This is a genomic window from Rhodomicrobium sp. Az07 (genome assembly GCF_018619475.1).
GTDB lineage: Bacteria > Pseudomonadota > Alphaproteobacteria > Rhizobiales > Rhodomicrobiaceae > Rhodomicrobium.
The window spans coordinates 21,647-45,853 of record NZ_JAHFZG010000008.1 but is presented as its reverse complement, the minus strand read 5'-3'; the positions used below and the strand labels follow the sequence as shown (position 1 = coordinate 45,853).

The following is a 24,207-nucleotide window of genomic DNA, read 5'->3' as shown; positions in this document are numbered from 1 at the left end:
ATCAATCAAACCGCCTCCACGAAACTCGCGACAACCTTCTTCTGTCCGGCTTTCTCGAAATCGACGGTGAGCTTGTTGCCCTCGATCTCCGCCACGCGGCCATAACCGAACTTCTGGTGGAAGATGCGCTGGCCGACCGAAAACGCGCAAACCTCGGCGACGCTCTTCGCCACAAGCTCGCCCTCGATTTCGCGCGGGACGGGCCGCTGCCGGTTCTTCGCCGCGCCCTCGCTTCGCCAGTTCGTCTGCGCGCGCTTCCAGCCGGGCGTGCCGCGCTCCTCGTAATCGAACGGCGAAACCTCCGGTTCGTCAAACCGGCTCGCGCCATAGCCGCCATGGGCCGCGCCGAACCGCCCGTAGCCGTAGCCGCCGCTCTCAATCTTGAGTTCGGCATGCTCGACCGCGAGTTCGTCGAGAAAGCGCGACGGCAGCGCCGTTTGCCACGAGCCATGCACGCGCCGGTTCTGCGCGAAGCTGATGGTGAGCCGCCGCTTTGCGCGCGTGATGCCGACATAGGCGAGGCGGCGCTCCTCCTCCAGCCCCTCCTGCCCGTTCTCGTCGAGCGCACGCTGATGCGGGAACAGCCCCTCTTCCCAGCCGGGCAGGAACACCACGCCGAATTCGAGGCCCTTCGCGCCGTGCAGCGTCATGAGGCTGACGCGGTCGCCGTCCGCCGCCTGGTCCGCGTCCATCACGAGCGAAACGTGCTCCAGAAAAGCAGCCAGGCTGTCGAACTGATCCATGAAGCGGATGAGTTCTTTCAGGTTTTCGAGCCGCGTCTGCGCCTGCGGGGACTTGTCCTTCTGCCACATCTCGGTGTAGCCGGACTCGTCGAGGATGACTTCGGCAAGCTCGGTGTGCGGCATCGCGCCCATGAGACCACGCCAGCGCTCGAAACTGTCGGTGAGCGCACGAAGCGACCGGCGCGGGGCCGGCTTCAGTTCTTCGGTCTCGGTAATCTGCCGCGCGGCGTGGAACAGGCTCAGTCCCTGGCTCCGCGCATGGCCGAAGATCGTCTGCACCGCCGCTTCGCCGAGCCCGCGCTTCGGCACGTTGACGATGCGCTCGAAGCGGAGGTCCGCCGCCGGGTTTTGCAGCACTTCGAGATAGGCGATGGCGTCCTTGATTTCCTGCCGCTCGTAGAAGCGCGGGCCGCCGATGACGCGGTAGGGCATGCCCATGGTCACGAAGCGGTCTTCGAAGGCGCGCATCTGGAAACTCGCGCGAACGAGGATCGCGATGTCGTTCAGCGCGACGCCATCGCGGCGAAAGCGGTCGATGTCCTCGGCGGCGAGCCGCGCTTCCTCGTCGTCGTCCCATATGCCGCGCACGGCGAGCTTTTCGCCCATGTCCGCGCCCTCGATACCGGTGCGCAGCGTCTTGCCGAGGCGCCCCGCATTGTTCGCGATGAGCTTCGAGGCTGCGCCGAGGATGTGCGGAGTGGAGCGATAATTCTGTTCGAGGCGGATGACGTGCGCGCCGGGAAAGTCCTGTTCAAAGCGCAGGATGTTGTCCACCTCCGCGCCGCGCCAACCGTAAATCGACTGGTCGTCGTCGCCCACGCAGCAGATGTTGCGGCTGCCCTGCGCCAGAAGGCGAAGCCAGAGATATTGCGCGACGTTGGTATCCTGATACTCGTCCACCATGATGTAGGTGAACCAGCGGTGGTATTGCTTGAGAATATCCGTGTTTTCCTGAAACAGCCGGATGTTTTCGAGCAGCAAATCGCCGAAATCGACGGCGTTCAGATCCTTGAGCCGCTTCTGATACGCCGCATAAAGCTCGATGCCGCGCCCGTTCGCGAACGAAAACGCGTCGCCCGCGGGCACCTTTTCAGGCACGAGCCCCTTGTTCTTCCAGCCGTCGATGAGCCCCGCAAGCTGCCGCGCGGGCCAGCGCTTGTCGTCGAGCCGCTCGGCCTGGATGATCTGCTTGATGAGCCGGATCTGGTCGTCGACGTCGAGGATCGTGAAATTTTGCGAAAGGCTGACAAGTTCGGCGTGGCGGCGCAGGATGCGCATGCCGATGGAGTGAAACGTGCCGAGCCATGGCATGCCCTCCACCGTGCCGCCGACAAGCTTGCCGACGCGCTCCTTCATCTCGCGCGCCGCCTTGTTGGTGAAGGTGACGGCGAGGATTTCGTTCGGCCGCGCGCGATGCGTCCAGAGCAGATGCGCCATGCGCGTGGTGAGCACGCGCGTCTTGCCCGTGCCCGCGCCCGCGAGCACCAGCACCGGCCCATCCAGCCGCTCCACGGCCTCGCGCTGTTCGGCGTTCAGACCTTCGAGATAAGGGGGGGCGGGCGCTAGCGCGTTGGAAGCGGCGATGGCCGCGGCTATGTTGAGACGACTCGTTGGCATGAGAAAGATATAGCACGCACGCGTCGGGTTTTCACGGAAGCGGCGGCGGTTTTCACCAACGGGTAGAAGGCCACGTGCTGAGAGTGCCTTCGATCTGCGCCGTCATTGCAAGCGCCGGTAAATGCTTGATACAAGCTTAATTGAACAAAACAACCTCGCCAGACTACACCGCAATGAGCGATCCAAATGCCCGTTGACAGTGAGCGCCCTTGAGCCGCCGCCGCGAACCCGCTACCTCTGACGCATGGCCGACGAAACGATTCTCGCACCCCCTCCCATCGAGCCGATCCGGCTGAAGGACGCGCTCGAAGAGCGCTACCTCGCCTATGCGCTCTCCACGATCATGCACCGCGCGCTGCCCGATGTACGCGACGGGCTGAAGCCGGTGCATCGCCGCCTGCTGTTCGCGATGCGGCAGCTGAAGCTCGATCCCACGGGCGGCTTCAAGAAATGCGCGCGCGTCGTCGGCGACGTGATCGGTAAGTATCACCCGCACGGCGATCAGTCGGTCTACGACGCCTTGGTCCGCCTCGCCCAAAGCTTCTCGCAGCGCTATCCGCTGGTCGACGGCCAAGGCAATTTCGGCAATATCGACGGCGATAACGCGGCCGCGATGCGCTACACCGAAGCGCGCATGACGGCCATCGCGGCGGCGCTGCTCGACGGCATCGACGAGGACACCGTCGATTTCCGCGAAACCTACGACGGCGAGGAAGAGGAGCCGGTGGTGCTGCCCGCCGCCTTCCCGAACCTGCTCGCGAACGGCTCGTCGGGCATCGCGGTCGGCATGGCCACGTCGATTCCGCCGCACAACGCGGAAGAAATCTGCGACGCCGCGCTCTATCTCATCAAGCACCCGAAGGCGAGCGTCGAGACGCTGCTCACCTACCTGCCGGGGCCGGATTTCCCGACAGGAGGCGTGCTCGTGGACGACACGGCGGGACTTGTCGAAGCCTACCGCACGGGGCGCGGATCGTTCCGGTTGCGCGCGCGCTGGCATACCGAGGACACGGGGCGCGGCGGCTATCAGATCATCGTCACCGAAATTCCCTATGGCGTGCAGAAGTCGCGGCTCATCGAGAAGATGGCCGACCTGCTTCAGGCGAAGAAGCTGCCGCTGCTCGGCGACATCGACGACGAGAGCGCCGAGGACATCCGCGTCGTCATCGAGCCGAAATCGCGCAACGTGGACGCGGCGCTGCTCATGGAACAGCTTTTCCGCCTCACCGAGCTTGAGGCACGCATCCCGCTGAATATGACGGTGCTGTCGAAGGGGCTGGTGCCGCAGGTGCTGGGCCTGACGCAGGTGCTTCAGGAGTGGCTCGACCATCGTCGCGTCGTGCTGCGCCGCCGCTCCGAGCATCGCCTGAAGCAGATCGATCACCGGCTCGAAGTGCTGGGCGGCCTGCTCATCGCCTATTTAAATCTCGACGAGGTGATCCGCATCATCCGCAACGAGGACGAGCCGAAACCGGCGTTGATCGCGCGCTTCGCGTTGACCGACGTGCAGGCCGAGGCGATCCTCAACATGCGGCTGCGGTCGTTGCGCAAGCTTGAGGAAATCGAGATCCGCTCCGAGAACGACGCGCTGACAAAGGAGCGCGAAGGGCTGGTCGAGCTTCTGGGTTCCGACGAAATGCAGTGGGACAGGATTTCTGCCGAGATCAGGGGCATCAAGAAGCAATTCGGCAAGGCCACGCCGCTCGGCAAGCGAAAGACCGGCACGGCCGCGCTTCCCGATATCGACCTTTCGGCCGAGGAAGCGTTGATCGACAGGGAGCCGGTGACGGTCGTGCTTTCCGAAAAGGGCTGGATTCGCGCGTTGAAGGGGCATGACGGCGATCTCGCCAAGCTCACCTTCAAGACGGACGACGCGCTGAAGGTCGCGATCAAGGCGCAGACGACGGATAAGGTGGTGCTGTTCGCCACCAACGGCAAGTTCTACACGCTCGAAGCGAGCGAACTTCCGGGCGGGCGCGGGCAGGGCGAGCCAGTGCGCCTCATGATCGATCTTGACGAGGCGGACGGCCTGCTCGAAGCCTTCCTGCACAGGCCGGGCCGCAAGCTCGTCGTGGCGTCGAGCGCGGGCAACGGCTTCGTCGTGGCGGAAGATGAGGTCGTCGCGCAGACGCGAAAGGGCAGGCAGGTGCTGAACCTCGGCGACGGCGAGCGCGCCGTGCTGTGCCGTCCGGCGGAGGGCGATGCGGTTGCCGTGGTCGGCGAGAACCGCCGCCTGCTCGTGTTCCCCATCGCCGAGTTGAACGAGATGACGCGCGGTCGCGGCGTTCGCCTCCAGAAATACAAGGATGGCGGGCTTGCCGATGTGCAGGTTTTCGACCCGGCGACGGGCCTCAGGCTCTGCGATACGTCGGGCCGCGTTCGCACCATGACCGAACTGGATGAGTTCAAGGGCGCGCGAGCCGCTGCCGGCTCGCCCGTGCCGAAAGGCTGGCCGAAGTCCGGCCGTTTCGGGCTGACGGGGTTCGAGGCCGCCTGATCGGCAACGCGCGAAGCAAAGCGACGGATTACACGTTCGCGGGGTCGATCAGGCCCATGAGGTTGTCGTCAAGCCGACGTGCGGCATCGTTGAAGGCGGGCAGCCGCGCCTCGGTCTCGCCTTCCAGCGCCGCCGCGCCTTCCTTGCCGAGCGCCTTTTCGAGGCTCGCGGCATATTCGGGGATGTCGCGCCATTCCGGCACCGTGTCGGGCGTGATCTCGACATGATACTGGAAGCCGTAGGCGTGGCGGCCGATGCGGATCGCCTGCGTGGCGCAGGCCGCATTGGACGCGAGCACGACGCTGCCTTCCGGCAGGCGCTTCACTTCCGCGCCGTGCCACTGGAAGGTTTCCACGCGAGGCGGAAAGCCCCGAAAGATCGGATCGGCAAGGCCCGCCTCGGTCAGATCGACAGGCGTGAAACCGACCTCGGGCGCCTTCATCGGCCCGACCTCGCCGCCGAGCGCCGCCGCGAGAAGCTGATGCCCAAGGCAAATGCCGAGATAAGGGCGGCCAAGCTCCGCCACCCAACGCCTGATCGCGCGCTTCTCGTCGGCGAGCCAGGGTAACTCGTCGTCCTGCCAGACATCCATCGGGCCGCCCATGACGACGAGCAGGTCGAAGTCTTCGAGGTCGGGGATCTCGTCCCCTTCGTCGAGTTCGACCGCCAGGACCTCATGGCCCGCGTCGAGCCAGAAATCGAGGAAGACGCCGGGATGTTCGACCGCGAGATGCTGGAAAACAAGAATGCGCATGGTGACCCCCGAAGCGTCTGCGCGCGAAACGGATTTCCGGCTCGCGCGAAGAACATGCCGAAATGAACACCAGAGATAATGGATTCTAACCGTTCTTGAAGTCTTTCATTCCGGCCACACACTCTCAAGCAAACGCATGCGCCTGATGAGCACCAGCTCGCCTCAAACCGACAAGCGCGGCTGCCAGATACCGGCGAGCGGCGACCGGAGATCGTCCACGACCTTCATCAAGTCTCTCTGTCGCGCAGTGCCGGTCTTTGCAAAAATGTTTTGCAGGTGGGTCTTCACGGTGTTCACGGAGAGCGACAGCGCCGCCGCAGCCTCCGCCACTGAGGCGCCTGCGGCGAGATGTTCGAGTATCCGCGCCTCTGCCCTTGTCAGCCCGTAGCAGATCGTCATGACATGGAGGGCGCAAGTGGTTTGCGCAGGAGAGGTGGCGATGTGGATCGCCACCATGGCGCGCCCCTCGTGCGTTGTGTCGAGGAGGCGGATCATTGCAATGGCAATGCTGCCGTTCTGCGACGTCGCGGAGAGAGAGAGTTCGCGGTTGCCGGGCTTCCCGCTCGTCAGAGACGGCGCCTGCGCCGTTTCGAAAATCGCTTTCAACAGGAGCGCGGTGCGCTCGGCATTCTCCGCCCGCAGGCGCTTGTCCTCTATCCGTATCGGCCAGCCTGCTTCGGCCATAGCCCGCACAGCAACGTTTGCGTACAGGAGTTCCCCGTCGCCGAGCGAAACGGCAAAACCCGCGCGGAACTGGTCGAGAGCGAGCCCTAAAAGGGAACCAAGGCGAATATCGATCAACGTGATCCAAAATGTGGCTGGTGCTAAAGGATGCTTCAAACCAATTTAGGTAGAACTTTTTCAGAAAAACAAGTTGCAATAACAGCGCGAGACAAATCAACACGGGCATCGTTGCGAAAAGCCCGCTGTTTCCGGCTCCCCGGCGCGGCAAGCGCTTCATCCGGTTCAATTGCCAGGCGCTTGAAAAGCAGCTTCGAGAAAGTCGCTTCGCCGAACTTTGCGGCCAGTTCGCGGTATGCGAAATACGGAACCGGCACAAGAAACATGAAAGTGAAATGCCAGTCGGCCTGTAAGCCGGGTTCTGTGCCGGCGGAAGAGGTTGCCCCCCTGTCGCCGCGATGGCCATTCATCTGGGACGCGCGTTGCCGCGAGCCTCAAGCAACCAACCCGGACGGCGATGCGGAAACGCATTCCGCCGCGAGCCGAAGCCCGCGAGCCGTGCCGTCCCTATTCGGTTTTGCTCCCGGCGGGGTTTACCGTGCCGCGACTGTTGCCAGCCGCGCGGTGCGCTCTTACCGCACCCTTTCACCCTTACTCTCTCAGGAGCCTGACGCGTTCCGCGCCGCTTGAGGCCGATGGCCCGGCATGCGCTGCGTCAGGATCTGGAAAGCGGTTTGCTTTCTGTGGCACTATCCCTGGGGTTGCCCCCGCCGGACGTTATCCGGCGCCGTGTTTCCGTGGAGCCCGGACTTTCCTCCATCCGCGCGCTCACGACCTTGCGGCCCACAAAGATCGCGCGAACAGCGGCCATCCGGCCGACTGGCACCTTACGTTTTGGGGGGTGTGTGCCTTCTCGTCAAGGGCCTTCGACGGCAGGCGCTTTTCCCCCGGGGACTGGTCCTCTCCACGCACCACGCAACGATTGTGTAAAATACTGTGAACAAGTCTTAATTGCACCTTGTATGCTATTCACCGCATCTCTAGAACGGCAAATCATTCCGATTACGTCGTTATGAAAAACGGGGCGGGTATGGACGGAACATCTGGCGAAAGCTTTCACCTGATCCTGATCAAGCCGACGCACTATGACGATGACGGCTACCCCATCCAGTGGCTGCGCTCCGCCATCCCGTCGAATACGCTCGCCTGCCTCAACGGCATCGCCGAAGACTGCAAGGCGCGCGCCGTGCTCGGCGACGATGTGGAGCTTTCCATCTCGACCTATGACGAGACGAACCGTCGCGTGCATCCGAAGGCCATCATCAAGTCGATCAAGCCCGGCGAGAAGGCGCTCGTCGCTATCGTCGGCGTGCAGACGAACCAGTTCCCGCGCGCGGTCGATCTCGCGATGACATTCCGCAGGGCAGGGCTCCCCGTCGCCATCGGCGGGTTTCACGTGTCGGGATGCGTCGCCATGCTGCCGGACCTGCCGCCCGACATCCGCGCGGCGCAACAGCACGGTATCAGCCTTTTCGCGGGCGAGGCGGAAGACGGGCGCTTCGAAATCGTGCTTCGCGATGCCTATGAAGGCACGCTGCAACCGCTCTACAATTTCATGTCGGACCTGCCCGACATGACGCACCAGCCGCACCCCATGCTGCCCCGCCAGCATTTGCGGCGCACGCTTGGCGTCACGTCGAGTTTCGATCTTGGCCGCGGCTGCCCTTATCAATGTTCCTTCTGCACCATCATCAACGTGCAGGGCCGCAAGAGCCGCTTCCGCTCGCCCGACGACCTCGAAGCCATCATCCGCGAAAACCACGCGCAAGGGGTCAACCGCTTCTTCATCACCGACGACAATTTCGCCCGCAACCGCAACTGGGAAACCTTCTTCGACCGTCTCATCGCGCTCCGCGAGAAAGAGAAGATCAAGGTCAAGCTCATCATTCAGGTCGATACGCTCTGTCATCAGATCCCCGGCTTTGTGGAGAAGGCCAGCAAGGCGGGCGTTTCGCGCGTCTTCATCGGTCTCGAAAACATCAATCCCGACAGCCTGCTCGGTGCGAAGAAGAGGCAGAACAAGATCACCGATTACCGCGCGATGCTTCAGGCGTGGAAAAACCGCGGCGTCGTCACCTATGCGGGCTACATCATCGGTTTTCCGAACGACACCGCCGAGACGGTCGCGCGCGATATCGAGATCATCAAGCGCGAACTGCCTGTCGACGTGCTCGAATTCTTCATGCTGACGCCGCTTCCCGGCTCGGAAGACCACCAGATGCTTCATCGGAATGGCGTCTGGATGGACCCGGACATGAACAAATACGACATCAATCACGCCGTGACGCATCATCCGCGCATGACGCAGGCGGAGTGGGAAGAGACCTATCGAGCCGCGTGGCGTGCGTTCTACACGCCGGAGCACATGAAAACCGTGATGCGCCGCGCCGTCGCCTGCGGGATGAAGCCGGGCAAGGTCATGATGATGATGTACTGGTTTTTCATCTCGATCCGATACGAGGGCGTGCATCCGCTCGAAAGCGGCTATCTCCGACTGAAATACCGGCGCGACCGCCGCCCCGGCCTGCCGCGCGAAAGCTGGCTGTCCTTCTATCCGCGCTACCTGTTCGAAACGGCTCGCAAGCATGTGCTGATGGGCTACTGGATTGCTCGCATGGATCGCTGGCGCCAGCAGATCATGCGCGACCCGAACCGCAAGTCCTATTTCGACGTCGCGCTTCAGGCCGATGTGGCGGACGAACTCGACAGCCTCGAAATGTTCCAGACGACGCGCGGCGGCGCTGAAGCCGTCACCAAGCGGCGCGGCGAAGATGCAGCAAGGGAAGCGATCAAGGCGCGCGCCGCCGCCGAATAGCGCCATGGCGGCCAGCCGGGCCGCTCTGCCCGCGTTCGTCGGAAAAACTCCCGCTCACGTTTGGATGCGGTCTTTTCTCGACAAAGCGCACGCATGGGCGGGAAGCGCGCCGATTTACGTAAAGAGCTTCAGCAGCGGGTCATCCCCGCGTCCTATTCGGCGGCATGGCGCTGCATGATCATCGACGTCAGCAGCGCGCGCAGCGCCGCCGGTTTCACGGGCTTCTGCAAAAAGGCATGGCTCGCTTCGCTCACGATGCGCCGCACCTCGTAGGAGCCGTCCGCCGTGATGATGATGCCGGGCAATTCCGTCTCGCAGGCGGCGCAGATCCTCTTGATCGCCGTGCAGCCATCGCCCCGGTCGAGGTGGTAGTCCGAGACGACGATATTCGGCACGATCATCGCTTTCTGAAGCTGGCTTATCGCGTCTTCCGCGTTGACCGCCGTGATGACCTGGCATTGCCAGCCCGAAAGCAGCGTGCTCATGCCGTCGATGATGCTGCGCTCATTGTCGATGCACAGAACGATCGTACCGCGCAGGTCGCCATAGGACACCGGGCGCGCGGGGAATACGCGCGGCTGTTCCATCTCCACCCAGCGAGCGAGCGGCACGTTGACGGTGAACGTCGAGCCATGTTCCAGCTTGGAGCGCAAGGCAAGTTCGTGTCCGAGAACCCGGCACATGCGCTCGACGATGGACAGGCCCAGGCCGAGGCCCGGCGCGTGGATTTGGTGATCGAGCCGCTGGAATTCCTTGAAGATGAGGTCGCGCTGGTGCTCCGGGATGCCAGGGCCGCTGTCATGGACCTCGATGACGAGGTTTCGCCCCAGCCTGCGGCAGCCGAGCACGGCGCGGCCTTTTTCTCGATTATATTTCAGCGCGTTCGAGATCAGGTTTTGCAGGATGCGGCGCAGGAGTTTCCGGTCCGAGCGGATGAGCGCGCTCGAATCGAGGATCTTGAACGAGATGCCGCGCGCCTTCGCGATCGGCTCGAAATCGATGCGGATCTGTTCGAGCAGATCCTTGATCGGGAAAACGGTGAATTCGGGCTTCATCGCGCCCGAGTCGAGCCGCGAGATGTCGAGCAGCGCGTTCAGGATTTCCTCCACCCCGTCAAGCGATGCGTCGATGTTCCGCGCGAGGCGGCCGAGTTCGGCGGGCGGCGACCGTTCCAGCAGGCTCGCCGCGTAAAGCCGGGCGGCGTTCAACGGCTGAAGCACGTCATGGCTCGCGGCCGCGAGAAAGCGCGTTTTCGAGATGTTCGCCTCGTCGGCCTTGGTCTTGGCGATGGCGAGTTCCTGCGTGCGCGCCTCGACGCGCCGTTCGAGCGTCTCATTGGCCCGCGCCAGCGCCTCGGCGGCGGCCTCGCGCTCGGTAATATCCGTGTAAGTCACCACGATGCCGCCATGCGGCATGGCATTGGTCCGCACCTGCAACACGCGGCCTTCGATGGAACGCTCGTGGAAGCTCTCCATCGTGAGCTGGTACTTCGCGATGCGGTCTGTCACGAGTTCCTCGGCCGCCGTCGGGTTCGGATGAACGCGTTGCGCCATGAAGCGCAGAATTTCGTCCAGCGGCGCGCCGACACGGCCAAACTGCTGCGGCAGTTGCAGGATTTCGCGGAATTGCCGGTTCCAGCAGATGAGTTGCATGTTCTTGTCGAACACGGCGATGCCCTGACGCACGTGATCGAGCGCCATTTGCAGCAGGTCGCGGTTGTATTGAACGGCCTCGGACGCCTCGTCGAGGAGCCGGAGCGCGGATTCGCGCCCGACGTTCAGACGTCTCAGCATCAACGACATGACGAGCCGCGAGGATGGCGCGCCGATGGCGCTCGCGAGCAGGTTTTCGGTGAAGCGCAGCGCGTGAACGTCGCCCTGCGGATGGCCCGTCTTGTCGATGCCCCTGGTCTCCATGTAGTCCGCAAAGGCGCGCTGCGTTCGCTCCTCGCCGAGATAGCGCGACACCGTGCCGATGAGTTCCTCGAACGAAACCGTCGTGCGCCAGGGCTTGAACGCCGGGCCATTGGTCGGCTGGGGGTTCGGGTCTTCGATGAAAACGTTTGTCTGAAGGCGCTCAATGGGTTCGAGCGGGCGCAGGAGCGAGACCGAAAGGAAGGCGAAAAGGTTGGCCGTGAGACTCCAGACGACGCCATGCGTCAGTTGGTCGAAATTCATGTAGAACAGCATTTCGGGGCGAAGCAGCGCGATCCCGAAGGGGCCGTCCTTGAGGAAGGCCGCGCCTTCCGGCGATGAAGCGATCAGCTTCGGGAGAAGCAGCGTATAAGCCCAAACGGCGAAGCCCGTGAGGATGCCCGCTACCGCGCCGCGCGCCGTCGCCCTCCGCCAGACCATCCCGATGAAGAAAGCCGGTGCGAATTGCGCGATCGCGGCAAAGGACAGCAGCCCGATTTCCGCAAGCGAGGCGTTTCCGATGTGATCGTAAAGCAGATAGGCGAGCAGGATGACCGCCAGCATCGCCACCCGGCGGATGTCGAGCAGGACGCCGCTCATGTCGCGACGGTTCTGCACCACATTCGCGCGGCGCTTGAGGATCAGCGGCATCAGGAGGTCGTTGCAGACCATCACCGACAGCGCGACCGTCTCCACCACGACCATCGCGGTGGCCGCCGACAGGCCGCCGAGAAAGGCGATGAACGTGAAGAACTCGCTTCCGGCGCTCAACGGGAGCGCAAGCAGGTACATATCGTGCGGGACGTTCTGGCCCTGAAAGATCAGCGTCCCCGCCATCGCGACCGGGACCACAAACAGGTTGATCGCAACGAGATAGAGCGGGAAGAGCCAGGACGCGCGCTTCAGCTCTTCCTCGGAGACGTTCTCCACCACCGTCACATGGAATTGACGCGGCAGCAGGAAGATGCAGACGAAACTGAGCCAGGTCACCGTGAGCAGCGTCCCGCCGTGAAGCCCGGTGCTGAAGATCTGACCGATATGCGGATCGGCCATGGCCTTCGTGACGAGCGGGCCGATGCCGTCGAACATGCCGTATACGACGAACAGGCCGACAGCGAGGAAGGCCGCGAGCTTGACGAGCGACTCCACGGCCACGGCAAGCATCAGGCCGCGCTGATGTTCGGTTGCGTCGCTGTCGCGCGCGCCGAACAGGATCGTGAACGCGGCGAGCACGAGCGCGACCGCGAAATCGGTGTTGGGCGACGGTGTCGACGGCAGTCCGGAGACGGTCGCAGGAGAATGTGCGAGGAGCACCGCGATGGCTTGCGAGATCGCCTTCAGTTGCAGCGCGATGTAGGGCAGCATTCCCACCACCGCGACAATGGTCACGACAGCGGCCACGGCCGGGTTCTTGCCGTAGCGCGCGGCGATGAAGTCGGCGATCGAGGTGATGTTCTGCGATTTCGAAAGAAGGATGAGCCTTCGCAACAGCGGCATCGCAAGTGTGAAGGCGATGATCGGCCCGAGATAGACCGCGATGAAGTCGAAGCCTTTGTCGGCGGCGGATCCGACGCTGCCGAAAAACGTCCATGACGTGCAGTAGACGGCCAGCGCGAGCGCGTAGACATACGGGCGCCCGTAAAGCGTGCGGTTCTTCTTGCCCGAGCGGTCCCCGTACCAGGCAACGGCAAAGAGCGCTCCGATGTAAAGGAAGGAGCACCCGATGATGACCCAGCCGTCGATCATTTTTCTCTCGTGCTGAAGCTGGATGATGGCTGACGCGTATCAGCCATGCGGACCTGGAATGTCAATGTAGAACGCCGGACCAAGGTTAAGCAACAGCGGTGCGTCGCCTCCCGCGCTTGGCGAGCATATATTGCGCAACAGCCCGCGGCGGCGGCGTTGCGCGCGCATGGCGGCGAACTTTCGGCAAATATGTCGCGCCATTCCCCGCGCCGGGGCGCCCTTGCCGCATTTGGGGGTGCGTCCCCCGTACCCTATATAACCTTCGTCACAAGAACCGAAAAAACTGCGCCATGCCGACATCCATCGCCGACGCGCCCGCGCCGCTCGCGGGACGCGACCCGGATCTTTCTCCCGCCGCGTTCGGGTTCACGGGGTTGCCGTCGAGCCATCGCATCGTCGTGGCCATGTCGGGCGGGGTGGACTCGTCGCTGACGGCCGCGCTCGTCCGGCGCGCGGGCTATGATACCGTCGGCATCACGCTCCAGCTTTACGACCACGGCGAGGCGATGGCGCGCAAGGGTGCATGCTGCGCGGGGCAAGACATCGTGGACGCACGCGGCGTGGCGGACAGGCTCGGCATTCCTCATTACGTGCTCGACTACGAGGACCGTTTCCGGCAGTCCGTGATCGACGAATTCGCAGACAGCTATCTCGCGGGTGAAACGCCGGTTCCGTGTGTTCGCTGCAACCAGACGGTCAAGTTCCGCGATCTCCTCGCCACGGCGCGAGAGCTTGGCGCATCGGCGCTCGCGACCGGCCACTACGTGCGGAGCGTGCCGGGAGCTTGCGGCATCGAGATGCATCAGGCGGTCGACTCGGACCGCGACCAGAGCTATTTCCTCTTCGCCACCACACAGGCGCAGCTTGACTTTCTTCGATTTCCGCTCGGCGGGATGACGAAGTCCGAAACGCGAGAGATGGCCGCAGCCCTCCATTTGCCTGTTGCATCGAAGCCCGATAGTCAGGATATCTGCTTCGTGCCCTCCGGCGACTACGCGTCGATCATCCGGAAGCTCAGGCCGGAGAGCGGCGAGCCGGGCGACATCGTCCATGCGGACGGGCGTGTGCTGGGCCGGCACCCCGGCATCATCAATTTCACTGTGGGCCAACGCAAGGGCCTCGGCATTGCAACGGGAGAACCGCTGTTCGTGATTCGGATCGAGCCATCGGCGAGACGTGTGATCGTGGGCCCGCGCGAGATGCTGCGGACGACGCGTCTTTCCCTGCGCGACGTGAACTGGATCGGCGGCGGCTCCCTCGATGAAGCCTTGGCCGGCGGGCGTTCGGTATTCGTGAAGGTGCGTTCGACGCAGCCTCCTCGCGAGGCGCGCCTTTTCGCGGAGAGCGGCAGTGTTCGGGTCGACTTGTCGGGCGGCGAATTCGGCGTCGCGGCGGGTCAGGCCTGCGTCTTCTATGAGCGCGCGGGTGGCGCGGCACGTGTGCTGGGCGGCGGATTTATCGAAAGGGTTGCGGCGTGAGCACGGAAATGAAGACGGTCAATCAACCGTCGCTGGATGACAATGCGGTGCGCGACGCCTATCGCTGGTGGGCGCCCATCTACGATTACAGTTTCGGCGTGATCGCGGGGCCGGGTCGCAGGCTTGCGGTGGACAAGCTGAACGAAGAGCACGGGCGCATTCTCGAAGTCGGTGTGGGGACCGGGCTTTCGCTGCCGCGCTACCGCGCCGATCTCGACGTGACCGGCATCGACCTGTCGCCGGAAATGCTGTCGAAGGCGGCGCAGCGCGTGAACCGGCTCGGCCTTCGCCGCAAGACGCTGCTTGTGATGGACGCGAGCCGCCTGTCTTTCGCCGACGAAAGCTTCGACGCCGCTGCCGTCATGTACGTGATGACCGTGGTGCCGGAACCGGCGGCCGTGATGGCGGAACTTCACCGGGTGTTGAAGCCCGGCGGAACGGCCATCGTGGTCAACCACTTCAGCCGCGAGAAGGGCGCGCGAGCCGGGGTGGAAAAGTGGCTCGCGAAATATTCGCGCAGCCTCGGCTGGCATCCGATCTTTCCGATCGAGAACGTGACCGAAGCACCCGGCTTCAAGCTTGTCGACGCCACCGATGCCGCCCCCTTCGGGATATTCACCCTTCTCAGGCTGAAGAAAGTCGGCTAGCGCGGGCCTTCGGAATATTGACGGGGCGAGCGGGCGTCCTTATACAGGGTCGATGCGGTGCAGCGATGCGCCCCATATTTTGGCGGAGTAGCTCAGTCGGTTAGAGCAGCGGAATCATAATCCGCGTGTCGGGGGTTCGAGTCCCTCCTCCGCTACCAACAATTTCAAGAGGTTATCGATCCGTCGGCTGTGAATGGGCAAAGCAGAAGTCGCACGATGCGCGAAGCCGCGTCTCGGTTGCCGAGCCGCCATCATGTCGGCGAAGCGCGCGATGCGAAGTCTGGGGAGCGTCAGCCATGGGACCCATTATTTCAATAATGCCAGAATCATAGAATTATGGTCCTGTCAGAGGGTTGAAGGACTACCGCTTTATGGTCTTGCTTGCGGGCGGTGCAAGCTCATCGCGACGATGGATGTCGCCGCCAGTTCGCGCTTGCGGCGAAGTGTCATCCCGGTTATTCAGTAGCTATTAATCGGACCCGGCGTTGCCGGGTGGCTCGGCCGGGCGCCTATCCCTCGGATAACCTTGAGCAACCCCAGCTTTCTCCCGGACGGGCGAGAAGCTTGAGCGCGCTGCGTCAGGGGTTGTCGATCCTTCAGGTGCAAATCTCATATGTTTTCTATCGCCTCGCTTCGCAGCGAGTGGCTGTCCAACCCGCGCGCCGACATCCTCGCGGGTATCGTCGTGGCTCTGGCGCTTATTCCCGAAGCCATCGGGTTTTCGATCATCGCAGGCGTCGATCCCAAGGTCGGCCTGTATGCCTCGTTTTCGATCGCGGTGATCACCGCGTTTGTCGGCGGGCGCCCCGGCATGATTTCGGCCGCCACGGCAGCCGTTGCCGTTCTGGTCGTGCCACTCGTCCGCGATCATGGCGTGAACTACCTTTTCGCCGCAACGATTCTCATGGGTATTTTTCAGATCGCGGCGGGCTTCCTGCGGCTCGACCTGTTGATGCAATACGTCTCGCGCTCAGTGGTAACGGGCTTCGTCAACGCGCTGGCGATCCTGATTTTCGTCGCGCAATTGCCGCAACTCATGAACGTGACCTGGGTCACCTACGCGATGGTCGCGGGCGGGCTCGCAATCATCTACCTCTTTCCGCGCCTCACCAGATCGGTACCTTCGCCCCTGGTCGCGATCGTCGCGCTGACGCTCATTTCGATCTATGGCGGCCTGAACGTGAATACGGTCGGCGACATGGGGCAATTGCCTTCGACCCTTCCCTATTTCTTCATCCCCGACGTACCGCTAACCTTCGAGACGCTGCAAATCATCTTCCCCTATGCGCTGACGATGGCGGTGGTGGGCCTGCTGGAATCACTGATGACGGCCCAGATCGTCGACGACCTCACCGACACCCCGAGCGACAAGCGGCGCGAATGCAAGGGTCAGGGCATCGCCAATTCCGTGACCGGATTTTTCGGCGGCATGGGCGGCTGCGCGATGATCGGCCAGTCGGTCATCAACGTGAAGTCGGGCGGCAGCACGCGGCTTTCGACGTTCGTGGCCGGCAGTTTCCTGCTCTTCCTGATCGTGGTGCTTGGACCTGTCGTCAGCCAGATTCCCATGGCGTCCCTGGTGGCGGTGATGATCATGGTTTCGATCGGCACGTTCAGCTGGAGTTCCATCAAGAACCTCAGGACGCATCCGTGGCAGTCATCCGTCGTCATGGTGGCCACGGTTGTTGTGGTGGTTTGGACGCACGATCTGGCGCAAGGCGTGGTGGTGGGCGTGCTCCTCAGCGGCGTGTTCTTCGCGAGCAAGGTGATGAATATGGTTTCGGTCACGTCCGAGCTTTCGGACGACGGACGTTGCCGGACCTATAAGGTCGCGGGTCAGGTCTTCTTCGCCTCGACCGACCGTTTCGCAGAAAGCTTCGACTTCAAGGAAGTGCTCGATCGCGTTATCATCGACGTGTCGGCCGCGCATTTCTGGGACATCTCAGCCGTCGACATTCTCGACAAGGCCGTCCTGAAGTTCCGCCGCGAAGGGGCGACCGTCGAAATCGTGGGGCTTAACGAAAAGAGCGCCGACATGATCGAGCGTTTCGCGATCCACGACAAGCCGGGCGGTCTCGAACACGTTGCAGCGCACTGAGGAGCAAGAGCATGAAACGCATACTCGCCTGCATCGATGCCTCTTCATACGCCACCAGCGTTTGCGCGCTGACCGCATGGGCCGCCAAGCGGCTCGACGCCGGCGTTGAAATTCTTCACGTGGTTCAGCGCAAGGACGCCGTGGCGGCGCGTCACGATCACAGCGGGGCCATCGGCCTTGGCGTGAAGGGTGAACTCCTCGAAGAATTGACCCGGATCGACGAAGCGGAAGGCAAACTCGCCATCGAGCGCGGGCGTCTCCTGCTGAAGGAAGCGGAGCGGCTGTTGACCGAAGCCGGGCTGACCGACGTCCGCAAGGTGCATCGTCATGGCGGCATCGTCGAAACCATCGCCGAGCGCGAGGCCGAGGCGGATCTCGTGATCATCGGCAAGCGCGGCGCGACCAGCGAATTTGCGCCCGCTCATATCGGTTCCCAGATCGAACGGGTTGTCCGCGCAAGCGTCAAGCCGGTGCTGATCGCGTCCAGCCGGGTGCATGCGCCCCGCAGCGCCATCGTGGCGTTCGACGGCAGTGCCGCTGCCTCGAAGGCGGTGGACCTGGTGGCCGCGTCTCCGCTGTTCGGCGGCCTCCCGGTTCACATCGTCACGGCCGGCGACAATGATGCCAGTCAGCGCAAGCGGCTTGAAAAAGCGGCCGCGCGCTTGTCCGGCCGCACGCCGGAAGCGGTGCTCGCCGTCGTGCCCGGCCCTGCCGAAAAGGTGATCGGCGATTACGTGGCGCGGCAAGCGGACGGAATGCTTGTCATGGGCGCGTACGGCCATTCGCCGTTGAGGACGCTCATCGTGGGCAGCACCACCACCACGATGATCCGCACCGTGCATGTCCCGGTCCTGCTGGTGCGTTAGCCATGGCAGATCTCGACGCCGTTCGTCAGCGGCTTCTGGCGATGCAGGAAGATCTGGCGAAGGCCGATGAAGAAGCGAGGGCAGACCGCGCGCCTGTCGAACTGGATCAATCCAGCGTTGGACGCTTGTCCCGCATGGATGCGATGCAGATGCAGGCCATGGCGGTGGCCGCGCAGCAACGGCGGCGGATCGAACGCGCCATGATCGAGGCCGCGCTGCGTCGGATAGAGGCGGGCGAATATGGCTATTGTGTCGGTTGCGGGGAGCCGATAGCCCCCGCGCGCCTCGCTAACTCTCCGGCTGTCCCCACATGCCTTGAGTGCGCGAAAAGGAAATGAAGGCGTCTCTTGAATGAAAAATCGTTTTGGCGGCGCCGGTCGAACTTCACCTGTGCCTTCAAGCGCATCTACGCGTCGTGCCGCACCGCGCGAATGAACTCCTGAGGCTCACTCGTAATAAAGGGCGATGCGACGTCCGGCCACCTCATGGACGTGAATGTCCATCCCGTAGATCTCACGCAGCATGTCTTCGCGGATCACCTCGTCCACGGTGCCGGCGGCGGCAAGCCGACCGCCCTTCATCGCGACGACGAAATCCGAGTACCACGATGCGAAATTGATGTCGTGAAGCACGAGAACGACCGTCTTGCCGAAGTCGCGCGTCGCCCGCCGCAGCGTTTTCATCATCGACTGCGCATGCTTCATGTCCAGGTTGTTGAGCGGCTCGTCGAGAAGCACATAATCCGTGTCCTGACACAGCACCATGGCGACGAAAGCGCGCTGCCGCTGGCCACCCGAAAGCTCGTCGAGATAGCGGTCGGCCAATGCGCCGAGGTCGAGATAGGCGAGCGCACGTTCCACATGTGCCTTGTCTTCCAGTGTCGGGCGCCCTCTCGAATAGGGAAAACGGCCGAAGGTTACGAGGTCGCGGACGGTGAGCCGCGCGGAAAGGTGATTATCCTGCCGGAGGATGGCCAGCCGCCGCGCGATCACGTCCGACGCCGTGGCGGTCACATCGAGGCCGCCGACGGTGACGCTACCGCCGTCCATCTTGAGAAGACGGGCGAGCATCGAAAGCAGGGTGGATTTTCCCGCTCCGTTCGGCCCGATGATCGAGGTGATGCCGCCCTTCGGGATCGTCACGCTGAGGCAATCGACCACGACCGCGTCGCCGTAGCGCTTCGTGACTTCGTTTGCGTGGATCATCTGACGGCCCCTCTCACGATGAGAATGATGAACGCGATACCTCCGACGAACTCGATGATCACCGACAGAGCCGTGTCGAAGCCGAAAACGCGTTCGAGAATCGTCTGCCCGCCAACGAGGAAAATCACGCTCAGAAGCACGGCGGCGGGAATGAGAACCGCATGGCGCGCGTTTCCGACCATCGCATGCGCGAGGCTTGCAACGAGCAGCCCGAAGAAGGTGACGGGACCGACGAGCGCCGTGGATGCGGAGACGAGAAGAGCCACAGCGACAAGGACGAGCGAAACCTCGCGCCGATAGTTCAGCCCGAGGCTGATCGCCATCGGCCGACCGAGCGCAAGCACGTCGAGGCGCGGCAGCATGGGGATGACGAAGGCCGAGACGGCGGCGATTATCGCCGCCGATACACCGAGCAGCGTCGCATCGATGCGATTGAAACTCGCAAAAAAACTGTCCTGTAGAACCATGAACTCGTTCGGGTCGAGCAGCCGCTGCATGAGCGAAGAGAGGCTCTTGAAAAAGACGCCGAAAATGATCCCGGCAAGAACCAGCAGGTGCAGGCTGCGTTCCTCGCCCGCGAAAAGCCAGCGGAACAGCAGCCCGGAAAAGAGCGCCATCGCGACAACGTTGAGCGCGAACACGGAATTATGGTCGAGCATGGCGACGGCCGCCGTCCCGAGCAGCGCCACGAGGGTCGTCTGAATCAAGATGTAGAGCGCGTCGAAGCCCATGAGGGCGGGCGTTAGGATGCGGTTGTTGGTGACGGTCTGGAACAGCACCGTGGATAGTGCAATCGCCCATGCGACGAGCACCAGCCCCGCGAGCTTCAGGCCGCGAAACTTCAGCACGAAGTCCCAGTTGCCTTTTGCGCCCAGGGTCATGAACGCGACGCCGGCACCAACCGCCAGCGCGGCGAGCAGCAAAAGGACGGCGCGCGGCCGCGCGTTCCGGTCAGGCAGCATGCGAGCGCTTTCGCAGGACGAGCCAAAGGAACATTGCACTGCCGACGACACCGACGACGGTGCCGAGCGGGATTTCGTAGGGCGCGCGGATGATGCGTCCGAGGATGTCGCAGGAAAGGACGAAGATCGCGCCCAGCACGGCCACCCACGGCACCGCGCGGCGCATGTTGTCCCCCACGGTGAGGCTCACGACGTTCGGCACGATGAGACCGAGGAACGGGATCATGCCGACCGTCACGATAACTGCCGACGTCACCATCGAGACGATCACGAGGCCGAGCGCCAGAACGCGCTTGTAGTTGAGGCCGAGATTGGTGGTGAAGTCGCGCCCGAGCCCCGCCACCGTGAACCGGTCGGCAGCGATCCATGCGACAGCGGCAAGCAGCCCGCCGACCCACAACAATTCATATCGCCCGCGCAGCACGCCCGAAAAATCGCCCATGGTCCAGGCCAGCAGCGATTGCAGCAGATCGAAACGGTAGGCGATGAAGGTTGCGACCGCGTGGATCACGCCGCCCAGCATGATGCCGAGAAGCGGCACCATCAGCGGGTCACGCAGCGGCACGAGGCGCAGCAGTTGAACGAAGAGCAGCGTTCCCGCGAGCGCGAAAGCGGCCGCCGCCAGCATTTTGCCCATCACCGGCAGTTCGGGCGCCATGATCGTGACGACGAGCAGGCCGAGGCTCGCCGCCTCCACCGTTCCCGATGTCGTCGGCTCGGCGAAGCGGTTGCGGATCATCATCTGCATGATCAACCCCGCTATGGCCATGGACGCGCCTGCGAGCACAAGCGCCAGTGTGCGCGGAATGCGGCTGATCGCGAGAATGCGCGCGGCATGTCCGTCGTCATACCCCGAAAGCATGGCCCATACGGGCATATGCGTCACCCCGACGAGGAGGCTCACGCAGGCCAGCACCAGCATCACGAGGACGGCAAGAAGGAGAGCCCGCATCCCGCGTTATTTCCGGTCCAGCGTGGCCTGGATCTGCCCGGTCAAAATCGTGAGCGCGGTATAACCTCCCGGCGCGATATAGGCGGCAGCGGGGTCAAGGTACACGATGCGGCCGAGTTTCGCGGCGCTCGTCTGACGGACGAGTTCATTGTCGAGCACGGCAGCCGCCGCACCGCCCGTTTTAGCGGTCCCGACAGCCGCATCCCGGTCGATCACGAAGATCCAGTCGGGATTTTTATCAAGGATGTACTCGAACGAAACCACGTCGCCGCCATGGAAGCGGTCGTCGATCCTGCTTTCGACCGTCTTGAAGCCGAGTTCGCGGTGCAGCCAGCCGATGCGCGACGTCGGCCCGTACGCACCGACCTTGCCGCCATTCACAACGAGGATAAGCGCCGTTCCCGCACCGGCTGCGCTATCCCTGAGCTTCGCCACCCTCGCGTCAAGATCGGCCACGAGGCGCGCCGCCTCCGCCTCCTTGCCGAAAATCGCGCCGACCTTCGTGATGTTGGCCTTCACGCTCTCCACGATTTTATCCTGATCGAACGAGAGATCGATGGCGGGCACGAGCGCTGCCACATCTTTCAGCTTGCCGCGCGAGCGCATTCCGACAATGGCGAGGTCGGCGCTCGCAGCGTTGATGGCTTCAAGATCCGGCTCAAACAAAGTGCCCATTCGGGCGTATCTCGGAGCGGCATATTTCCTGAGCCATGGCGGAAGGTTCGACCCCAGCACACCGGCGGGCTGCGCCCCGAGCGCGTCAGCGATGTCGAGCGTGTTGATGTCGAGAACGAGCACCTTATCGGGCTTCTTCGGCAGCACGGTGCGGCCTTGCGCGTGCTCGATGACGAATTCGGCCCGCGCACCCGCCGACGAGATCGAAACCGGCAATGCGAATGCCAGCACCAGCGCGGCATGACGAAGGGTTTTGGCTAGCACGGCACGCGTCCTTTTTTTGTCCGTCTTGCGAAAGGGCGCAATGCCTTAACACGCTCAAAACTGAAGCGCCAGCTATCTTAAAGTAAAAAATCAACATAGACTTAGAATAATTAAACGATTGTCGAATTATTTTCCGCCAATATCGTGCTTAAATCAGGTTGCAACGGTAGATAACTACACTTCAAAGTAGGACTTTGCTATCAGGTCGTAGCATTCCTTCGTCTGTTTTTCTCTCTTTCAAACGTTTTCGATCATAAGTGTTTGAAATACATTAGGATAAGCAATGCCGAGCTGGCGTTGACAGATATCTGGAAGAGTGCTGTTAATGGATAGAGCATGAAACCTACAGCTTAGAACCACTATAAATAAAGCTGGTTATCCTATTCTTATGGATGCTGTGTATCCGGAGCGGCTGATGGGGAACGATGAAAGGGCCACGCCGTCTGCTACGGAACTGGTCAACATCTTCGGGGCCGAACAAGGTCGGCTACAGCGGCTGGTCCGGCGTATCACAGGTAATGCACACACGGCGGAGGATGTCGTTCACGACACCTTTCTCAAGCTCATGAATCGCGATGTACGAGGCCGTGATGTCGGTCTGGTAGTCACGACGGCACGCAATCTTGCGCTCGATGCCGTGCGGGCTGAGAAGGTACGCGCGTCCTATGCCGAGAGCGTGTCGAGCGAGCAGGTGCAGGCCGGTGAGGTTTGTCCGGAGGACGCGGTTGCGAGCCGGATGGAGTTCCATGCGCTGATGCGCGCGCTCGAGACGCTGCCACGTCGCACCCAGCGCATCTTGCTTCTTAGCAAGATCGACGGCATGACCTATCCCCAGATTGCCCGCGCCTTGGGCATTTCGGTCTCTACCGTCGAGAAGGAAATGATCTCCGCCCTCGAATTCTGTCGCAACTGGAAGCGACGGCGCGAAAAAACCTGAGGCGACGCTGGCTTTATTGTGAACTTAGTGCGAGCGCTCCCCGCTCTCGTTGGCTATGCTTCCGCAGCTCGATGTTGTTTGCAAGAAAGAGAGTGCATGCCGCAGAACGGGCCAACCCTTCCACCCGGCATCGACTGGCCTGAACACCAGGTTTCAGTCTGCATGAAGATATATATAAAGTGGGGCGGTGCTTTAAGAGTGGACGCTTTGCGAGAGTGAATGCTTGGAGATGGAATCCGCATCCGACCACAGCGACGACCGCAAGCGGGCTTCGCGCGAGGCAACCGAATGGTTCGTACGCCTCAATAACCCACTCGCCTCTGAAGAGACGCGACGCACCTACCGGGCTTGGCTCATGGCCGATCCTGCCCATCATGATGCGATGCGCGAGGTCTCCGAACTGTGGGATGCGCTCGACCGCCCCGCAGCGCAGCTTGCTGCAACCGGCTGGCATCGTGTCACCGACCGTCCAGCGCTGCAACCGCGTGGATGGCTGACCGGAGGCTTCAGGTTCGCCGCTGCCGCCATCGTCACCGTGGCGCTGGCAGGCGGTGTCGCGGTTTGGCGCGATACCGGCATGCTCGACCGTGCTTTCGCCGATGTCGCGACGCGTCCCGGCGAACGGCGTGAAGTGCGACTCGCCGATGGCACGACGGCCTTTCTTGACGGCGATACAGCGCTAAACAGCCGCATGGGCGGGGAACTCCGCGAGATCACCCTGCTACGCGGCCGGGTCTGGTTTGATGTGGTCGCGGATGCCGCGCGTCCTTTCGCCGTCCATGCCGGGCGCGTCGATTCGCGGGTGCTCGGCACCGCCTTCGGGGTCGACCGCGAGGCCGGTGTCGTCACAGTCGAACGCGGCGAGGTCGCCGTGTCCGATGTCGAAGTTGCGCGCGGGCCGGTTCGGCTGGCGGCGTGGCAGAGCGTCGCGCTTCAGAACGGGAGTCTAGGCTCCCCGGTGGCAGTCGATCCCGAGCAGGCAATGGCCTGGCGTCGGGGATTGATCATCCTTGACCGAGTCCCACTCTCGCACGTCGTCGAAGAACTGGGCAAAATGGCACCGGGCCGCGTGGTGTTCGCCAATCCGGCGCTAAAGCATCTCACGCTCTCCGGCACTTTCCGCGCCGACGACCCAGGCGCCGTGCTGGAGGCGCTGCAAAGCGCGCTAAAACTCAAGATACTATCCGTTCCAGGTTTCGCCACGCTGATCTATCGCTGAAAATTTCAGTTTTTTTGCGGGGTTTGCCCCTCCTGCCCGTTGAACATCTGGGTGGGGCCGCCGGACGCGTGCCCCGAG

At 62.8% G+C, this 24,207-nt stretch carries 18 protein-coding genes, 1 tRNA gene, 1 other RNA gene and 1 other annotated feature; of the genes, 10 read left to right on the top strand and 10 right to left on the bottom strand.

From position 1 onward, the window contains the following. Positions 1–5 precede the first annotated feature (5 nt). Positions 6–2,360, bottom strand: coding sequence for an ATP-dependent helicase (locus KKP04_RS07715; protein WP_215028783.1), 2,355 nt, complete (start codon positions 2,358–2,360; stop codon positions 6–8). A gap of 244 nt (positions 2,361–2,604) precedes the next feature. Here KKP04_RS07715 and parC point away from each other — a divergent pair, with 244 nt between their 5' ends. Beyond that, positions 2,605–4,857 carry a DNA topoisomerase IV subunit A gene (gene parC / locus KKP04_RS07710; protein WP_215028781.1) on the top strand — a complete coding sequence of 751 codons (2,253 nt, stop codon included), beginning with the start codon at positions 2,605–2,607 and terminating at the stop codon, positions 4,855–4,857. Positions 4,858–4,885: 28 nt separating this feature from the next. Here the strand turns inward: parC and KKP04_RS07705 are convergent, their stop codons facing one another. The 4 genes from KKP04_RS07705 to rnpB all read right to left on the bottom strand — a co-directional run bounded on the left by KKP04_RS07705 (position 4,886) and on the right by rnpB (position 7,175). Further along, positions 4,886–5,611: a type 1 glutamine amidotransferase gene (locus KKP04_RS07705; RefSeq protein WP_215028778.1), complete on the bottom strand. Its 726-nt coding sequence runs from the start codon at positions 5,609–5,611 to the stop codon at positions 4,886–4,888. A 162-nt stretch (positions 5,612–5,773) separates the two neighbouring features. Further along, positions 5,774–6,412 carry a helix-turn-helix transcriptional regulator gene (locus KKP04_RS07700; protein ID WP_215028775.1) on the bottom strand — a complete coding sequence of 213 codons (639 nt, stop codon included), beginning with the start codon at positions 6,410–6,412 and terminating at the stop codon, positions 5,774–5,776. Between the two features lie 35 nt (positions 6,413–6,447). Then, the gene (locus KKP04_RS07695) at positions 6,448–6,678 is read right to left on the bottom strand and encodes a hypothetical protein (RefSeq protein ID WP_215028773.1); all 231 of its coding nucleotides are present in this window, start codon (positions 6,676–6,678) and stop codon (positions 6,448–6,450) included. An 8-nt stretch (positions 6,679–6,686) separates the two neighbouring features. Continuing rightward, positions 6,687–7,175, bottom strand: an RNA gene (gene rnpB, locus KKP04_RS07690) — RNase P RNA component class A. Positions 7,176–7,382: 207 nt separating this feature from the next. Here rnpB and KKP04_RS07685 point away from each other — a divergent pair. Next, a complete protein-coding gene (locus KKP04_RS07685; protein ID WP_215028771.1) occupies positions 7,383–9,167 on the top strand; it encodes a radical SAM protein in 1,785 nt (594 codons plus the stop codon). A gap of 152 nt (positions 9,168–9,319) precedes the next feature. Here KKP04_RS07685 and KKP04_RS07680 read toward each other — a convergent pair whose 3' ends face one another. Beyond that, a complete protein-coding gene (locus KKP04_RS07680; RefSeq protein WP_215028762.1) occupies positions 9,320–12,826 on the bottom strand; it encodes a PAS domain-containing hybrid sensor histidine kinase/response regulator in 3,507 nt (1,168 codons plus the stop codon). 290 nt (positions 12,827–13,116) lie between these two features. Between KKP04_RS07680 and mnmA the strand changes: the two genes are divergently transcribed. From mnmA to KKP04_RS07650, 6 genes are all read left to right on the top strand, one after another. Beyond that, a complete protein-coding gene (gene mnmA / locus KKP04_RS07675; RefSeq protein WP_256437977.1) occupies positions 13,117–14,304 on the top strand; it encodes a tRNA 2-thiouridine(34) synthase MnmA in 1,188 nt (395 codons plus the stop codon). Then, positions 14,301–14,951: a class I SAM-dependent methyltransferase gene (locus KKP04_RS07670; RefSeq protein WP_215028759.1), complete on the top strand. Its 651-nt coding sequence runs from the start codon at positions 14,301–14,303 to the stop codon at positions 14,949–14,951. The genes mnmA and KKP04_RS07670 overlap by 4 nt, the downstream gene beginning before the upstream one ends. A gap of 81 nt (positions 14,952–15,032) precedes the next feature. Beyond that, positions 15,033–15,109 (top strand) — tRNA-Met (locus tag KKP04_RS07665). Positions 15,110–15,423: 314 nt separating this feature from the next. Next, positions 15,424–15,477 (top strand) — a sequence feature (sul1 is cis-regulatory element that is thought to sense ions involved in sulfur or methionine metabolism; They are found in Alphaproteobacteria). Between the two features lie 87 nt (positions 15,478–15,564). Further along, positions 15,565–17,049, top strand: a complete 1,485-nt coding sequence (locus KKP04_RS07660) for a SulP family inorganic anion transporter (RefSeq protein ID WP_215028757.1) — start codon at positions 15,565–15,567, stop codon at positions 17,047–17,049. 11 nt (positions 17,050–17,060) lie between these two features. Next, positions 17,061–17,915 (top strand): universal stress protein, encoded by an 855-nt coding sequence (locus tag KKP04_RS07655; protein ID WP_215028754.1) that lies wholly within the window; start codon positions 17,061–17,063, stop codon positions 17,913–17,915. Positions 17,916–17,917: 2 nt separating this feature from the next. Next, positions 17,918–18,253 carry a TraR/DksA family transcriptional regulator gene (locus KKP04_RS07650; protein WP_215028751.1) on the top strand — a complete coding sequence of 112 codons (336 nt, stop codon included), beginning with the start codon at positions 17,918–17,920 and terminating at the stop codon, positions 18,251–18,253. A gap of 108 nt (positions 18,254–18,361) precedes the next feature. Here KKP04_RS07650 and KKP04_RS07645 read toward each other — a convergent pair whose 3' ends face one another. The 4 genes from KKP04_RS07645 to KKP04_RS07630 are packed head-to-tail and all read right to left on the bottom strand — an operon-like array spanning position 18,362 to position 21,973. After that, entirely contained in the window at positions 18,362–19,120 is a 759-nt protein-coding gene (locus KKP04_RS07645) for an ABC transporter ATP-binding protein (protein WP_215028748.1), read from the bottom strand. Next, the gene (locus KKP04_RS07640) at positions 19,117–20,082 is read right to left on the bottom strand and encodes an iron chelate uptake ABC transporter family permease subunit (RefSeq protein ID WP_215028745.1); all 966 of its coding nucleotides are present in this window, start codon (positions 20,080–20,082) and stop codon (positions 19,117–19,119) included. The genes KKP04_RS07645 and KKP04_RS07640 overlap by 4 nt, the downstream gene beginning before the upstream one ends. Further along, positions 20,072–21,034 carry an ABC transporter permease gene (locus KKP04_RS07635; RefSeq protein ID WP_215028742.1) on the bottom strand — a complete coding sequence of 321 codons (963 nt, stop codon included), beginning with the start codon at positions 21,032–21,034 and terminating at the stop codon, positions 20,072–20,074. The genes KKP04_RS07640 and KKP04_RS07635 overlap by 11 nt, the downstream gene beginning before the upstream one ends. A gap of 6 nt (positions 21,035–21,040) precedes the next feature. After that, a complete protein-coding gene (locus KKP04_RS07630; protein WP_371818730.1) occupies positions 21,041–21,973 on the bottom strand; it encodes a siderophore ABC transporter substrate-binding protein in 933 nt (310 codons plus the stop codon). A 415-nt stretch (positions 21,974–22,388) separates the two neighbouring features. Between KKP04_RS07630 and KKP04_RS07625 the strand changes: the two genes are divergently transcribed. Together KKP04_RS07625 and KKP04_RS07620 are read left to right on the top strand one after the other, a co-directional pair. Then, positions 22,389–22,910 (top strand): RNA polymerase sigma factor, encoded by a 522-nt coding sequence (locus tag KKP04_RS07625; RefSeq protein ID WP_215028739.1) that lies wholly within the window; start codon positions 22,389–22,391, stop codon positions 22,908–22,910. Positions 22,911–23,139: 229 nt separating this feature from the next. Continuing rightward, on the top strand, positions 23,140–24,129 hold the full coding sequence (locus KKP04_RS07620) for a FecR domain-containing protein (protein WP_215028736.1): 990 nt from the start codon (positions 23,140–23,142) through the stop codon (positions 24,127–24,129). Positions 24,130–24,207: the final 78 nt, after the last annotated feature.